10 protein-coding genes are annotated in these 15,751 nt (G+C 61.7%); 9 read left to right on the top strand and 1 reads right to left on the bottom strand.

Features of this window, described 5'->3' with window-relative positions; genetic code table 11:
* Positions 1-59: 59 nt before the first annotated feature.
* On the bottom strand, positions 60-3,173 hold the full coding sequence (locus ABIB44_RS13835; RefSeq protein WP_354585237.1) for a serine hydrolase domain-containing protein: 3,114 nt from the start codon (positions 3,171-3,173) through the stop codon (positions 60-62).
* Positions 3,174-3,416: 243 nt separating this feature from the next.
* Here ABIB44_RS13835 and ABIB44_RS13830 point away from each other — a divergent pair, with 243 nt between their 5' ends.
* From ABIB44_RS13830 to ABIB44_RS13790, 9 genes are all read left to right on the top strand, one after another.
* A complete protein-coding gene (locus ABIB44_RS13830; protein WP_354585236.1) occupies positions 3,417-5,666 on the top strand; it encodes a T9SS type A sorting domain-containing protein in 2,250 nt (749 codons plus the stop codon).
* Between the two features lie 1,312 nt (positions 5,667-6,978).
* On the top strand, positions 6,979-7,656 hold the full coding sequence (locus ABIB44_RS13825; protein WP_354585235.1) for a T9SS type A sorting domain-containing protein: 678 nt from the start codon (positions 6,979-6,981) through the stop codon (positions 7,654-7,656).
* 156 nt (positions 7,657-7,812) lie between these two features.
* Positions 7,813-8,115 (top strand): hypothetical protein, encoded by a 303-nt coding sequence (locus tag ABIB44_RS13820; RefSeq protein WP_354585234.1) that lies wholly within the window; start codon positions 7,813-7,815, stop codon positions 8,113-8,115.
* 25 nt (positions 8,116-8,140) lie between these two features.
* Entirely contained in the window at positions 8,141-8,815 is a 675-nt protein-coding gene (locus ABIB44_RS13815; protein ID WP_354585233.1) for a response regulator transcription factor, read from the top strand.
* Between the two features lie 145 nt (positions 8,816-8,960).
* Positions 8,961-10,289, top strand: coding sequence for a sensor histidine kinase (locus ABIB44_RS13810; RefSeq protein ID WP_354585232.1), 1,329 nt, complete (start codon positions 8,961-8,963; stop codon positions 10,287-10,289).
* Positions 10,290-10,387: 98 nt separating this feature from the next.
* Positions 10,388-10,558: a hypothetical protein gene (locus ABIB44_RS13805; RefSeq protein ID WP_354585231.1), complete on the top strand. Its 171-nt coding sequence runs from the start codon at positions 10,388-10,390 to the stop codon at positions 10,556-10,558.
* Positions 10,559-10,670: 112 nt separating this feature from the next.
* Positions 10,671-11,474: a hypothetical protein gene (locus ABIB44_RS13800; RefSeq protein WP_354585230.1), complete on the top strand. Its 804-nt coding sequence runs from the start codon at positions 10,671-10,673 to the stop codon at positions 11,472-11,474.
* 248 nt (positions 11,475-11,722) lie between these two features.
* A complete protein-coding gene (locus tag ABIB44_RS13795; RefSeq protein ID WP_354585229.1) occupies positions 11,723-13,543 on the top strand; it encodes a DUF885 domain-containing protein in 1,821 nt (606 codons plus the stop codon).
* Positions 13,544-13,912: 369 nt separating this feature from the next.
* Entirely contained in the window at positions 13,913-15,697 is a 1,785-nt protein-coding gene (locus ABIB44_RS13790) for a DUF885 domain-containing protein (protein WP_354585228.1), read from the top strand.
* The last annotated feature ends 54 nt before the right edge of the window (positions 15,698-15,751 follow it).

Here is a 15,751-nt window from a genome sequence, read left to right as displayed (position 1 = left end):
CCCCAATAGCCTGGCCCGGCGAGCATACGCCACCAGGGCCAGTTAGCAGACGCTCCCGCCTATCGCGCCGCCTCAATCGCCACCTGCAGTAGTGCCGAGCGCACGCTCAATTCCGTCAGTTTGTTGTTGCGCCGCGTGGGGTGCACCCGGTTGGTCAGCAGCACCACCACCAAATCCTTCGCCGGCTCGACCCAGAAATAGGTGCCCGTGAAGCCGGTATGGCCGTAGCTGCTTTGGGAAGCATTTTTGGCCGAGTTCACCGTGGGGTTGGCGGCGGGGCGGTCGAAGGCCAGGGCGCGGCGGTTGTCGGGGCAGAACTGGCAGCGGGTCCACTCGGCCAGCACGGCTTTGTCGAACAGCTGCTGGCCGCCATAGCGGCCGCCCCAGGCGTAGGTCTGGGCCAGCTTGGCCACGTCGTTGGCATCGCCGAACAGGCCGGCGTGGCCCGAGAGGCCGCCAAGCAGGGCCGCGCCTTCGTCGTGCACCGTACCATGCAGCAGCTGCTGCCGGAAGGCGGTATCAACCTCCGTGGGCACGATGCGCTTGAGCGGAAAGCGGTTGGTGGGCCGGAAGCCCAGCGTGGTCGCGCCCAGCGGGCGGTACACCTCCTTTTGCAGGTAAGCGTCGAGCGGCTGCCCGGTGCGGGCGCGCACCAGTTCGGGGTAAAGAATAAACGACAAATCGGAATACACATAGCCCGGCTTGGCGTTTAGCGGCGACTCGCCGATTTCCTTGTAAATGCGGGCCGGCAAGTCCTTGCGCGCCCACAGCCCGGCGGCGGCCGGCAGCGGAAACCGAGCCGACGAGTCGGCGCGGAAGTAGCGGCGGCGCATCGTGCCGTTTTTCCTCCGCAGCTCCTGCCAAAACGGAATCCAAGCCTTGAGGCCGGCCTGATGGGCCAGCACGTCGCGCATTTTCAGATTGGCCTTGTTGGTGCCACGCAGGAAAGGGAAGTAGTTACCCAGCGTGCTGTCGGGGCTGAATTTGCGTTCGCCCTGCAGGCGCATCAGCGCGGGCGTGGCGGCCAGCAGCTTGGTCATTGAGGCCAGGTCGTAGAGGTCATCATCCTTCACCGGGCGGGGCACCGATACGGGACTCGTATCAGCGACTACAACCGTTTGCTTGTTGGTTTTTTTGGACTTCACCACGGCATCGGCGAAGCCCGCATAGGTCTGGTTGCCGTAGCTTTTGCGCAGCACCACGGTGCCGCGCCGGGCAATGAGCACCTGCGCGCCGGGAAAGGCCTGGGCCGCCAGCGCCCGGCCTACGAGGCTGTCAACGCGGGCTTCGAGGCGCGGGTCCATGCCTTCGTCCTCCGGGTTAGCGTAGCGCAGGCGGGAGCCGGCGGCGGTGCGCAGGCCGAAGCCGCGCGGGTACTTGTCCGAAACCGTTACGGGCAGCTTGCCGGTGGCCGCGATGCCGCCGAAAATGGCCTGAGCGGTCAGGTTCTGGGCATTGGGGCTTTCCTGGTAGGCCATGATGACGGCCCCGGCGCGCTCCAAATCGCGCACCCGGGCCACGGCGTAGGCCGAGCCAAACACGCTAAGCACCAGCTGCTGCTTCTGGTCGGCGAGCTCGCGTAGCAGCATGTTGGCTTCGGGCGTGATGCCGAAGCCGGTGGCGGGCAGGCGGCCCAGGCTCTGCAGGCTAACCAGGATGAGGTTGTACGGCCGCAGGGCGGCGCGCAGCTTCGTCAGCTCGTCGAGCGAAGGCGTAGCCCCGACGTGGAAATGGGCGGCCGGCGCGTAGTCGCTCACCGCTCTCTGAAAGTCGGTGGTGTCGCGGGGCGCGCCACCCAGCACCAGCGTGGCAATGCGTAGCGTGTCGAGCCGTTGGAGCGGCAACAGGCTTTTCTGATTGCGCAGCAGCGTGATGCTCAGCTCGGTAAGGCGGTGGCTGAGGTACTGGGCGTGCGGGCCATTGAGGTCTTCGTAGAGGTTTTTGGTCTCGATGGGGCGGTAGTGGTTCAGGCCCGACCACTGCTTGAGGGCCAGCACGCGGCGGCAATGCGTGTCAATTTCCTGCTGCGAAATCCGGCCGCTGTCCACGGCGGCGCGCACCATGCGCAGGGCCAGCGGCACGTTTTTGCTGAACTCCAGAATGTCGTTGCCGGCCATCAGGGCGCGCACGTCGGCCTCGCCGGGCGGGAACTTCGTGATGACGCCCTTCATGTTCATGGCATCGGTGAAAATCAGGCCTTTGAAGCCCATTTCCTGCCGCAGTACGCCTTCGATAATGGGGCGCGAAAGGGTACTCGGGCCGCTCACGGTATCGAGGGCGGGCACGTTGAGGTGGGCCACCATCATGCCGCCCAGCCCGCCCGCGATGAGGCTGCGGAAGGGCGGCAGCTCCAGCGTATCGAGCCGGCGGCGGTCGACGCGCACGGTGGGCAGGGCCAGGTGCGAGTCGGCATCCACGTCGCCGTGGCCGGGGAAGTGCTTGGCCACGGCCAGAATACCGGCGTCCTGCAGGCCGCGCATGTATTGGCGGCCGTCGCGGGCCACGGCGGCCGGGTTTTCGCCCCAGCTCCGAAAGCCGATAACCGGGTTAGCGGGGTTGTTATTGACATCGACTACCGGCGCGAAGTTGACGTGCATGCCCAGGCGCTTGAACTGCCGGGCCACCTCGCGGCCCATGTCGTAGAGCAGGGCGGTGTCGGTTTCGCCGCCCAGGCTCATTTGGTACGGGAATTTCACCACGCTATCCAGGCGCATGCCCACGCCCCACTCGCCGTCCAGGGCCACCAGCAGCGGCACTTTGGCCTGGCGCTGATAGCGGTTTAGCAGGCGCGCCTGCCGGCCCGGCCCGCCCTGGAAAAATATCAGCCCGCCAATGCCTGCCTGCTGAATGAGGGCCGAAATCGAGTCCTCATCGATGCGCTGGCGGTTGGAATAGGCCGCCACCATGAACAGCTGCGCCGCCCGCTGGTCGGGCGTGAGCACCCGCATCAGGCTATCGACCCAGGGCGAATGCAGGTAGCGCGTGAAGGCAGGGACACCAGGGGCCAACGCGGGGCGCGGGGCGGCCGGCTTGGTTAGCGGGCGGGCCGCTTTGGGACGCGGTGCAACGGCAGCGCGACGGGAAGTAGGCACGGGCGCGGCGCGGCGCTGCGCAAGCCCCAACCCTGGCAGAGCCAGCAACATGAGGAGCAGCAGGTATTTGAAAACTGACAAGGGCAAAGGGCTTTTTTTTATGCGAAAGTAGCGTCGGCCGCAGAATGGCCGGCATAACAAACGAGCAGTACGTGCAGGCAGGCGATGCGGCGGGCATTTCAACAGTACCCAGTAAACAGAATCATTCACCGAATCTATTAAACCATTTAACGTCAAGTAGCTATATTTCACCGGTTAACGCCTATCCTTTTTCAAATAGATTAGCTAGCTTGCGGGCTAATTTCTTCCCTTTTCTACTTATTAATGAAAGTTAATTTTACCCTGCCGGGCGCTTTTCTGGCCCAAAACCGCTGGATAACTACGCTGCTCTCTCTACTGCTATTTACTGCCACCGCCCAAGCCCAGACGACCTACTACTGGCGCGGAGCAACGGGGGACGGCTTCACGGCCCCGACGAGTTGGAACACCAGCCCGACCGGTGCCGGCACCAACCGCACCAGTGCCGCATCAACTGACATTTTGGTTTTTGACGGCGGAACTCCGGTTGTGACAGTCGCCGGCCAAACCATCGGCCGTCTGAAGTTCATCAATAACACGTCGGTCACGCTGAATTCGGCTAATAACTCAACCAACAATATCGCTATCAACGGGGATGCTACCGACGACGACCTGATTGTGGAAAGTGGCTCCTCGGTGGCGCTAACGGCGACTGGCACTACGTCAGCTGGGGTAACCCTGAGTTTGGCTGCTGGCACAACGGGAAGGGTATCAGGCACCGTTGCGCTTACCAACGCGACTAGCAATCCTCCTTCAGCAAACAAGTTGATAAGTACAACAGTGGGCTCGCTGCATTTCATCAATGGCGGCAAACTGAGCATTCTGGGTACCAGCACCGGCACAGCATTTACTGGTGTTCCGGTTTTCGAAGCCGGCTCAACCTTGGAGCAAAATGCGGCCAACTCATCCGACCATTCGCCCTTGGCCGTTTACCAAAGCGGCAGCACGTTCCGTTTCATCAGCGGAACTTTTGGTACGGGTAGCAGCATCATTAATCGCACCTTTGGCAACCTGGAATATGCCAGCGCTAGCTTCTCCATCCTCGGTGATGCGATGAATCTGACTGTTTTGAACAATCTATCCGTTATCGGAACCGGCACGCTTACGATTGCCGCCCGGGGCAATACAGTCACCCCAACCGGTACACTTATTGGCGGAAATCTAAGTGTCAGTTCTGGCACCACGTTGAATTTCTTACCTACTGGAGGCGCGCCCAATGTGCCCAGAGTGACGTTCAACGGCACCACGCCCCAAATTATCAACAACGCCGGCACTCTCACCTTCGGTATCAACGCCAAGCTGGAAATCAACAACCCGGCCGGCGTAACGCTGCAAAATGACCTCACCATTGCCAACGACTTGCTGCTAACCAATGGCCTGCTCACAACCGGGCCCGTGGGCGCAGGCCAACTCACAATGTCGACCCCCACGGCCGCGGCCACCGGCAGCAGCACCAGTTTCGTGAACGGCCCGTTGGCGCGTCTGAGTGCTACCGGCAATTCCACGCTGGCGTTTCCGGTAGGCCGGCTTAATGCCTCGAACAATCGTCTTTACCGCCCCATCAGCCTGGCCCTCACCAGCCATACCAACGCCGTAACGTACACGGCCCAGCAGACCGAGGGGTCGGCTACACCGTTTGGGTTCACTCCCCCTATCGACCACGTTTTGAACGTGCGCTACTACACCGTGTCGGCCGCGCCCGCGCCCATCGGCGGCAGTTTCAGCGCCCGTATTTCGCTCACCTTTGGCCCCGAAGACTACGTAACCAACTCCACCACCGCCAGCCTGGTAGTGGCCAAGCGCAACGGCGCGGCTTGGGCCAGCATTGGCAGCACCAATACGGGCCCCGGCACCAGCACCGGAACCGGCCAGTCGGGCACCCTCACCTCGGGTGCCTTCACCTCCTTTTCCGATTTCACCCTCGCCAGCCTCGATGCACAGCAGTTGGGTTTCCCGGGCCTGAATCCCCTTCCGGTCTTGCTCACCCGCTTCGATGCTACCGCGAAAAGCTCCGGCGTAGCCCTGAACTGGGCCACGGCCAGCGAGAAAAATAGCGCTTACTTCGAGGTGCAGCGCAGCGCCACCGGCCAAGGCTACGAAACCATCGGCCGCGTGGCGGCCCAGGGCAGCAGCAGCAGCCTGCGCACCTACGCATTTCTCGACGCCCACCCGCTGGCCGGCCTGGCCTACTACCGCCTGCGCCAGGTTGATAATGATGGCACCACTGCCTACTCGCCCGTGGCTACAGCCCTCGCCCAGGTCGAAAAGGGAGCCGATACCCGGGCTTATCCAAACCCGACCTCCGGCCTGGTGCTGCTGCCCGCTATGCTTAGCCCAGCGCAGTACCGCCTGCTCGACGCCGTGGGCCGGCCGGTGCTGCAGGGCCCGGCAGTCGGCGGCAGCCAACTCGACCTCGGCCCGCTGCCGCGCGGCGCCTTTTGGCTGGAGCTGACCGATGCGGCTGGCACTCATGTGCAACGCCTGGTACGCGAGTAGCAGCCTGCTGCCGATGCCCTGGCACAGCCCCGCTCCCGGACCATTGGAGGCGGGCAACGCTAAAGCACTAAATGGGTAATTACGAGGTTTTGCCGCGCGAAAAAACTAGCAGCAACCGAAGGGTTTTTACGCAATGCTGGCGTGGTTTCAGACTTTGACGGCGGGCATTTTCTCGCCTTATCACGCTATAACCCATTTTTTACCACCCGAATTCGTTCGGGTTAGTAACCAATTTTACCCGTTGAGGCCACCGGTTATTGCAGGCAAGCAGGGGCACGGCACCCGTTTGCCAAGTCAGTGCCAAGCCCCGGCGCAGCTAGTGAGCATTTGAGCTGCTGAACAGGGCTCGTACCTGGCCCGAACCCAGGTGGCGGCCCATCTCATCCCCTTGCGTGCCCGAATCCCGGCCTTTGTCAGTTAGGATAAAGCCCCCGGGCGCAGAAGATTAACGGGTCTGGAGAGCCGGAAACTGGCCCAGTTCGCCGCCGACTGGACAGGCCTAGCGGCAGTCGTTGGCGTGGAGACCCGGCCCTAACAACATGGCCGCAGACCGCACTGCACCCGCTACTAATTTCCCTCACTTATGGGGACAGGTGCAGGATATTCACCAAGCAAAAACTAATCATTTGGGACACTTGCTCTGGATTTTGCACAAATCCAAGTAAAATTGGCATATGTAGTTAGTTCAGCATCAATTATCTTATAATAATAATCTATTGTATTTAATTTTTAAAATAAAGAAGTAGATTGCGGACTTAGGCCAACATTTAAGATGCTTAAAAACCTAATTCAATCAATGACAACTTCTATTTTTAACCGCCTTCTTTCTGCATCATTCAAGCATTCATTGCTGGCAATAGCGGTAGTGCTGACTCCAATATCTGGTTGGGCTCAGACCAGTCCTGCAATGCAGGACTTCAATTCTGCCACGTCATTTTCGGATAATTCTCAGTTGCGTTTCACTCGTGGCACGAACGGCAACTATTTTACCGTTACCGGCGGTGCTGGTGGAACCGGCGCCTATGGCGTTGATAAGGGTAATAATGGTCAAGGTTCTTCTACAACTACGCTTGATTTTATTGAGCGGACGTTTGAGCAGAGTTCCGGAGCTAACACATTGTCGTTTAAGTTAGCAAACCCAGTGGGTAGGTTCGAAGATTTATCAAAGGTTGAAGTTCAACTCAATATTAACCGAGACGGCTTTGCATCTGTCCTAACATTTAATACTACTGCCAGTGGCCCCGCTGCTTATAACTTTGGTAGTGGCACTACTTACACTGCGACTTCAATCCCAGTCGCTGCACCGGTAACAATGACTGCTACTACTTTCTACAATAAAGTTGTAATTCCATTGCCCAGCAGCACCACGGTCGGGACCAGAGTTCAAATTCGGATAATACTCACTGCTGGAACAAAAAATGCGAATATCATTCTTGTTGACGACGTTACTCTAACCTCTGGCAACGGCACCGCTTTACCCGTCTCGCTCACCCGCTTCAACGCCACCACCCAAGCCAACAGTGTAGCCCTAAGCTGGGCCACGGCCTCCGAAAAGAACAGCGCCTACTTCGACGTGCAGCGCAGCGCCACGGGCGACACCTACGAAACCCTTGGCCGCGTAGCCGCCCAAGGCACCAGCAACAGCCTGCGCGAATATGCCTTCACCGACGCCCGTCCGCTGGCCGGCCTGGCCTACTACCGCCTGCGCCAGGTTGATAATGATGGCACTACTGCCTACTCGCCCATCGTTACGGCAAACCGTAGTACCGAAGTCGCCATCTACCCCAACCCCACCACCGATGCTGTGACTTTGCCCGCTAGCCTGGGCCCCGTGCGCTACCGCGTGCTCAACACGTTGGGCCAAATGCTGACCAGCGGCCAGGCCACCGGCGGCGACCGACTCGACCTCAGCACCCTACCCAAAGGTTCGTTCTTCCTAGAGCTGACCGACACCGCCGGCCGCCGCACCCAGCGCCTGACGCGCGAATAGCAGCCCGCTGCCATTGCCACGATAAAGCCCCGCTCTCCGGCCGCCGGAAGCGGGGCTTTATCATGTTCGCATCATGCGGGGGCCGTAAGTTTGCCCGTTGCCGCCGAGCCAGTTGGGACCGTGCGCGGTGACTTTACCCATCTGCCCTTCATTGCTATGCTCATCAAACTATTCACGGCGGCGGCCCTGAGCCTGCTAGCCCCGGTGGCCCAGGCCCAAACCGCGCCGCCCGGCCAGGCGGTACCAGCCACTGAACCGCCCGTGAAGGCGGTGCCGCAGTCGGGCCGCCAGCCCAAGCCCCACCCCGTTGATAATAACGGCCCCTTAGAGGTGTCCGCCGGCCCCGACCGCGCGGTCCAGGGTCCCGGCCGCCGCCACGCCGACCGCGCTGCTCGCCGCGCCCACGGCCTGGGTCACGGGCCGGGGCACGGCCTGGGTGGCCACGGCCGCCGCCATTGATTTCGGCCGTTTCTCCCCCTGTCGCATGACCGTTCTCATCGTCGAAGACGAACGCACCCTGGCCCGCGAGTTGGGCATCTTTCTATATCAGCAGGGGCTGGCCTGCACGGTAGCCCGCACCGCCCGCGAGGCCCGTGCCCAGCTGGCCGACTCGCCGTTTGATTTCGTGCTGCTCGACCTGGGCCTGCCCGACGGCGACGGCATGGCCCTGCTGGCCGAAGCCAAGCAGCAGGAGCTGGCGGCGGCCGTCATCATCCTCACGGCCCGCGGGGCGGTCGAGGACCGGATTCGGGGCCTGGAGCTGGGGGCCGACGACTACCTGGCCAAGCCTTTTTCGCTACCCGAGCTGCTGGCCCGCATGCACGCCATCACGCGGCGGCGCTTTGGGCTGCACAAGCCCCGGGTAGCCGTGGGGGCATTTGAGCTCGACGTGCAGGCCCGCCGCGTGCTGTTCGGCGACCAGGAAGTGCCGCTCTCGGTGAAGGAGTTTGACGTGCTGAGCTACCTGGTGCTGCACAAAAACCGGGTGCTGACGCGCCTGCAGCTCACCGAGCACATCTGGGGCAACCTGCCCGAATCGGGCTTCGACTCGAACTACATCGACGCCCACATCAAAAACCTGCGCAAGAAGCTGGGCCAGCACGCCGACGTAGAATGGCTCGAAACTGTGCGCGGCATCGGGTACCGGGTGCGGGGGTGAGGGTTGTAGTCACTGGGTTTAAAACAGCACGTCATGCTGAGCTTGCCGAAGCATCTCTACCGCCGAAGTAATCATTTGCTATTGCGGTAGAGATGCTTCGGCAAGCTCAGCATGACGTTCTTTTGTTGTTTCTCCTACCCCAAGCATGAAGCTCAGCACCAAGTTCTCCTTGTTCAATGCGCTGTCGCGGGTGGCCATCTTGCTGGTGCTGGTGGGAATCCTGCCGCTGGCCATGAGCCACCTAGCCCGGCTGAGTACCGACCAGCGCCTGGGTCAAAAAAAAGAGAAGGTGCTGAAGCTGATTCGGCGCAACGGCATTTCGGCCTTCATCACCGGCGAGGAATCATCGTACGGCAGCTACAACCTGCTGAAGGAGGAGTTTATTTCGCTCGAAGCCATTCCGCCGGGGCCCGGCATCAGCGGGATTGAGGATGCCAAGCGGGCCGTGGAGGATGAGATTGTAGAATATCGGGTGCTGAGCTACAGCTTCGCCCAGAACGGCCAGAACTACCTGCTCGAAATCGGGCGCAGCACGGGCAGCATCGGCGAAACCGAGCGCAACTTCCGGCACTACGCGCTGTACATGCTGCTAGTAGCCGTGGCCCTGACGACGCTGGCCGACCTGGCGTTTTTCCGCTACCTGCTTGAACCGTTCAACACCATCATCCGGCAGCGGCTGCGCAGCACGCACAACCCGGCGGCGTTCAACTTCGCTCCCATTGCTACCAGCACCGATGATTTCCGCTACCTCGATGAGAGCCTTCGCGAGCTCATGAGCACCATTCAGGCCTCGTTCACGAAGGAGCGAAAATTTATTGCCGATGCCTCGCACGAACTGCTGACCCCGCTGGCCGCCCTGCAATACCGCTTCGACAACATGCTGGCTGATGAGTCCCTTTCCGACGAAAACCAGCTGCGCGTGGTGGAATCGCAGCGCACCGTGCACCGGCTGCGCACCATCATCAAGGCGCTGCTGATGATGTCGAAGATTGAGAACGACCAGTTCCCGCGCCTCGAAACCGTGGTCCTGGCGGCGCTGGTAACCGAGGTGTGCGAAGAAGTGCAGGACCGCCTCGACGTGCTGAGCCTGACGCTGCATCAGACCCTGGAACCCGATTTCGTGGTACTGCACTGCAATCGTGGGCTGCTCTTCACGCTGATATATAACCTGGTGAGCAACGCCATCAAGTACAACCGGGCGGGCGGGCGCATCGACGTGTTGGGCCGCCCCGGCCCGGGCGGCACCTACGTGCTCGAAGTGCGCGACACCGGCACCGGCATTGCCCGCGAGCAGCTGCCGCGCCTGTTCGAGCGCTTCGACAAAGGCCCCGCCACCGACCCCGACAGCTACGGCCTGGGCCTGAGCATTGCGCGGGCCGTAGCCGACTTGCACGGCATCGGGCTGGAAGTGAACTCGATTGCCGGGCTGGGCACCTCGTTTCTGCTCACGTTTCCGACGGCGGCCGGGGCCTGATGCAACAGGGCCCCCGGCCTTCCCAACGGGTTATCATGCTGGCATCATGTTGAGGAAGTAGGTTTGATTCGTCTTCAATCCCAACCCCCTGATTACGTATGAAAAAGTACCTGCTTTCCGCCGCCGCCCTGCTCTGCACGGTTGCCGCTATGGCCCAGGCCACCCCCGCCACGCCGGCTACGCCAGCCCACCCCCACCACACGGGCGGCGGCCACCACGGCGGCGGCCATCATGGCGGCGGGCACCACGGCGGCCACCACAAAAAATAAGCGGGCCAGATTTGGTCCGGAAAGCCTCCCCGGCACCGCTGGGGAGGCTTTTTCAGGTACTATTGTCAAGCTTTGTTCGGCGAAGCTCATTTGACTATTTCCCCCTTTGTTCATGCTTCTATCCTGGCTTCTGGCCGGTGGCCTGCTGGCGGCCACGCCCCCCGCCGATACCACCGACGTGCCCAAGCGCAGCTTCGCGGCGGCGCTCGGCTACGGCAGCAACTCCACGTATTTTGGCCGCTCGCAGGCCGTGGCGTTCCCCTACGCGGCGGCCACGCTCACGTACGCGGCCAAAAGCGGCCTGTATGGCTCAGTGGAGTTCTATAACCTGCTGAACACGCCCACCGCCCTCGACGAAACCGACCTGACCGTGGGCTGGGACCACGACCTGAGCAAAACCGCCGACCTGGCTCTGAGCTACTCGCACTTTCTATTCCCTACCAACAGCGAGCTGGTGAAATCGAGCGTGAGCAACGCCCTCGATATTGGCCTGGGCCAGGACTGGGGCGCGTTTTACTCGCGGCTGAGCGCGACCTACCTCTTCGGCAGCGCCGCCAGCAAGGGCGACGGCTTTCTGGTGCTGGAAAACTCCCGCTCCTTCGAAACGAAGCGCGGCTTTGGGCAACACGACTACTTCGCGGTGGAGCCGGTGGTGAGCATCGCGGCCGGCACGCAGGCATTTGGCGAAACCGCCCTCACCAAGCGCAACAAAGGCCGGGGCACCCTGCCCGTAGCGCGCAGCGTGCGCCGCTTCGGCTTAGTCGACTACGAGTTTGGGATGCCCGTGAGCTATTACGTGGGCAAGCTGGAGCTGAGCGCCGGCTGGCGCTACGTAGTACCCGTGAACCTGCCGGCCGACGACGTGGAATCGCGCGCACTGTCCATCTGGTCGCTGGGAGCGACGGTGACGTTTTGATAGTAGCAGAAGCCCGGTGCTGCTAAGAGCCCGTCATGCTCATCTGGCGTCCGCGCAGCCGAAGCACCTCCACCGCGCATACTGCGCATGTAATTTCATTTACTATTGCGGTAGACGTGATTCGGCTGCGCGGACGCCAGATGAGCATGACGTTCTTATTCTCCACCTCCCGGCTCCCGCGCGGCTCTACCGGGATTATCGCGTTATTTGGCCTCGCTAATTCGCCTCACTCCCCGCAACCCGCTTTCATGAAAAAACTCGCCCTGGCCGGCCTCGTCGCGGCCGCCCTCACCACGGCCTGCAACCAGACCAAAACCACTGAAACCGCCACCAGCGGCCCTCCCGGTACCGCCGCTACCGCCGATTCGACTCAGGGCCTGCCGGGCCTGTTCAACAGCTATTGGGAGCAGAATTCTCGGCTAAACCCGCTCGACGCCACGACCTACGGCGACAACCGCTTCAACGACCAGCTGCCCAACAACCAGACCCGCGCCTACCGCGACACGCTGCGCAGCTTCTACCAGGGCTACCTGAACAAGCTGCGCCAGTTCGACCGCGAAAAGCTGGCCGACAACGACAAAATCAGCTACGATATTTTCGAGTACGAGATGCAGCACGGACTGGCGGGCCTGAAACTGAACAACTGGATGATGCCGGCCAACCAGTTTTACGGCCTGCCCATTTCGCTGGGCCAGTACGGCTCGGGCCAGGGCAACCAGCCGTTTAAGACGGTGCAGGACTACGAGAACTGGCTGGGCCGCGCCCACGGCTTCGTGGCCTGGACCGACTCGGCCATTGCCAACTTCCGGGTGGGTATGAAGGCCGGCGTGGTGCTGCCCAAGGTGTTGGTGCAGCGCATGATACCCCAGCTGCTGGCTGCCGACATGGTACCCACCGACCCCACCAAGAGCCTGTACTACGGCCCCATCGAGCGGATGCCCAGCACTTTTTCGGCCGCCGACAAATCCCGCCTCACCGATGCTTACAAGAAGGCGATTATGACCGACCTGGTGCCGGCCTACCGCAAGCTCGGCACGTTCATGCAAACCGAGTACCTGCCCAAGGCCCGCCCCAGCAGCGGCATCGACGCAGTGCCCGGCGGGGAGCAGATTTACGCCTACGACGTGAAGTACGAGACCACGACCGACAAAACCCCGGCCGAAATCTATCAGATTGGCCTGACTGAAGTGGCCCGCATTCGCGCCCAGATGGAGGCCATCAAAACCGAGGTTGGCTTCAAGGGCGACCTGCCGGCCTTCTTCAAGTACCTGAATACGGACGCGAAGTTCCGGCCCTACAAAAAGCCGGCGGAAGTGCTCGCGGCATTCGAGGACATCCACCAGCGCATGCTGCCCAACCTGCAGACGATGTTTGGGCGCACCCCCAAAACGCCGTTCGAAATCCGCGAAACCGAGAAGTTCCGCGAAGCCTCGGCGTCGGCCGAGTACAACCAGGGCTCGCCCGACGGCACCCGGCCGGGAATCTTCTACGTGCCCATTCCGGACGCCACCAAGTTCACCACCACTTCGGGCATGGAGTCGCTGTTTCTGCACGAGGCCATTCCGGGCCACCACTACCAGATTTCGTTGCAGCAGGAAAACACCAGCCTGCCCAAGTTCCGCCGCTTCGGCGGCCAAAATGCCTACGTGGAGGGCTGGGCGCTGTATTGCGAAAGCCTGGGGCCGGAGCTGGGCCTGTTTAAGGACCCCTACCAGCGCATGGGGGCTCTGGGCGACGAGATGCTACGCGCCGTGCGCCTGGTAGTCGACACCGGCCTGCACTCGCGCCAGATGACCCGCGAGCAGGCCATCGACTACCTGCTGGCCAACCTGAGCACCAGCCGCGACGAGGCCACCTCGGCCATCGAGCGCTACATGGCCATTCCGGGCCAGGCGCTGGGCTACAAAATCGGCCAGCTCAAAATCCGGGAGCTGCGCGCCAAGTACGCAAAGCAGCTGAGCAGCAAGTTCAAGCTCAGCGCTTTCCACGATGAGCTGCTGAAGGACGGCTCGATGCCCCTGGCCGTGCTGGAAAAGAAAATGGATGCCTGGGCCGCGAAGCAGCCATGAGCAATGAGCCATGAGCCTTGAGCCTTGAGCCTTGAGCCTTGAGCCTTGAGCCTTGAGCCTTGAGCAAAAGGAACGTCATGCTGAGCGTAGCCGAAGCATCTCTACCGCAATAGTAAACCTGATTACTCGCGCGGTAGAGATGCTTCGACAAGCTCAGCATGACGTTTTCACCCACCCGTCAGTGGGCCATGCTCACCCATCACTGAGACGTGCTCATCCAGTAGCATAACGTTGTCCCGTACTTTCTGACTCATTATCAAATTCCCGCCGTGGTCTGAACCAGGGCGGGAATTTTTTGCCTTTAAGCAGAACCGTTTCGACTGATATTCTTTGAAAAAAATGTAGCTTGCCCGCTTAAATCAAGGGTTAATGAAGCTTTTTATCGTTTTGTTGGTGGTGATGTGGGGGATTGTGGCCGGGGCCGGATGGGCCCAGCAGCCTTCGCCGGCCGCTACTTCGGCGGCCCTGCTGGCCAACCTTTTCGCTAACTATTGGGACGACCAGGCCCGCCTGTTTCCGCTGCTGGCCACGGCTCAGGGCGACAACCGCTACAACGACCGCCTGCCCAACGACCAGACCCGGGCCTTCCGCCAGCAGCAGGCCCGCCTCTGTCGGCGCTACCTGAACGACTTGCTGAACATTGACCGCGCCCGCCTCACGGCCGAAGACAAGCTCAGCTACGACATCTTCCAGTACGAAATGCGCACCCGCCTCGAAGGCATGCGCCTGAATGCGTGGATGATGCCCTTTGCCCAGATTTACAGCCTGCCCACCACGCTGGGGCAGCTAGGCACGGGCACCGGCGCGCAGCCCTTCCGCACGGTACGCGACTACGACAACTGGCTGGCCCGGGTGAGCAAGTTTCCGGTATGGGCCGACTCGGCCATTGCCAATTTCCGCGCGGGGGCCAAGGCGGCCGTGGTACTCCCCAAGGTACTGGTGCTGAAAATGGTGCCGCAGCTTCAGGCCCAGGTAACGACCGATGCTGCCCACAGCTTGTTCTACGGGCCCATCGCGCACCTGCCTGCCAGCTTTTCGGAAGCCGACCGCGCCCGCCTGACGGCGGCCTACCAGGAGGCCATCAGTACCGACCTGGTGCCCACCTACCGCAAGCTGGCCGACTTCCTGCAAACCGAATACCTGCCCCTGGCCCGCAACAGTACCGGCCTGGCCGACGTGCCCGGCGGGGCCGATATGTACCGCTACAACGTACGCCTGATGACCACCACGACGCGCGACCCGGAGGCCATTTACCAGACTGGCCTAGCCGAAGTGAAACGCATTCGCACTGAGATGGAGGCCGTGAAAAAGCAGGTGGGCTACAAGGGCAGCCTCTCCAGCTTCTTCAACTCGCTGAGCAACAACCCGCGCTTCATGCCCTACCGGACGCCGGAGGAAGTGTTGCGCGCCTTCCGCGGCATTCAGGCCCGCATCGCGCCCAACCTAAGCCAGCTGTTTGGCCGGGTGCCAAAGTCGCCGTTTGAGATTCGGCAGACCGAGGCCTTTCGGGCCGTGTCGGCGTCGGCTGAGTACAACCGGGGCACGCCCGATGGCGCACGACCCGGCATTTTCTACGTGCCCATCGTCGAGGCCACCAAGTTCAACGTGACCTCGGGCATGGAGTCGCTGTTTCTGCACGAGGCCATTCCGGGCCACCATTACCAATTATCGCTGCAACAGGAAAACACCAGCCTGCCCCGATTCCGCCGTTTCGGCTCCTACCCCGCTTTCAGCGAGGGCTGGGCCTTGTATTGCGAGAGTCTGGGCCGCGAGTTGGGCCTCTACCAGGACCCCTACCAGCGGCTGGGCGCGCTCGGCGACGAAATGCACCGCGCCCTGCGCCTGGTAGTGGACGTGGGCCTGCACCTGAAGGGCATGAGCCGCGAGCAGGCCATCGACTACCTGATGGCCAACGAGCCCATTGCCGAGCCCGCCGCCACCGCCGAAGTAGAGCGCTACCTGGCCTTGCCCGGCCAGGCCCTGGCCTACAAAGTGGGCGGCATGAAGCTGCGCGAGCTGCGCACCCGCTACGAGAAGCAGCTGGGCAAAAGATTCAATCTGAAGGCTTTTCACGATGAGATTCTGGCCGGCGGCTCGATGCCCCTGGCCATTCTGGAGCGGCACCTGGATGCCTGGGCGGCCCGGCAGCGGTAGCTGAAACTGGTTTGGCACGGGAAGGGAAGCTGACAATGACTTATGTCGCTGCCA

It is taken from the genome of Hymenobacter sp. UYCo722, from assembly GCF_040547115.1.
Taxonomy (GTDB): Bacteria; Bacteroidota; Bacteroidia; order Cytophagales; family Hymenobacteraceae; genus Hymenobacter.
The sequence above is the reverse complement of the archived record's forward strand: the minus strand, read 5'-3'. Positions and strand labels throughout refer to the sequence as shown.

What these genes read in the sequence shown, in the direction of transcription:
- ABIB44_RS13830 (WP_354585236.1), top strand. Translation starts at nt 3,417, where the DNA reads ATGAAAGTTAATTTTACCCTGCCGGGCGCTTTTCTGGCCCAAAACCGC.
- ABIB44_RS13825 (WP_354585235.1), top strand. Translation starts at nt 6,979, where the DNA reads ATGACTGCTACTACTTTCTACAATAAAGTTGTAATTCCATTGCCCAGC.
- ABIB44_RS13820 (WP_354585234.1), top strand. Translation starts at nt 7,813, where the DNA reads ATGCTCATCAAACTATTCACGGCGGCGGCCCTGAGCCTGCTAGCCCCG.
- ABIB44_RS13815 (WP_354585233.1), top strand. Translation starts at nt 8,141, where the DNA reads ATGACCGTTCTCATCGTCGAAGACGAACGCACCCTGGCCCGCGAGTTG.
- ABIB44_RS13810 (WP_354585232.1), top strand. Translation starts at nt 8,961, where the DNA reads ATGAAGCTCAGCACCAAGTTCTCCTTGTTCAATGCGCTGTCGCGGGTG.
- ABIB44_RS13805 (WP_354585231.1), top strand. Translation starts at nt 10,388, where the DNA reads ATGAAAAAGTACCTGCTTTCCGCCGCCGCCCTGCTCTGCACGGTTGCC.
- ABIB44_RS13800 (WP_354585230.1), top strand. Translation starts at nt 10,671, where the DNA reads ATGCTTCTATCCTGGCTTCTGGCCGGTGGCCTGCTGGCGGCCACGCCC.
- ABIB44_RS13795 (WP_354585229.1), top strand. Translation starts at nt 11,723, where the DNA reads ATGAAAAAACTCGCCCTGGCCGGCCTCGTCGCGGCCGCCCTCACCACG.
- ABIB44_RS13790 (WP_354585228.1), top strand. Translation starts at nt 13,913, where the DNA reads ATGAAGCTTTTTATCGTTTTGTTGGTGGTGATGTGGGGGATTGTGGCC.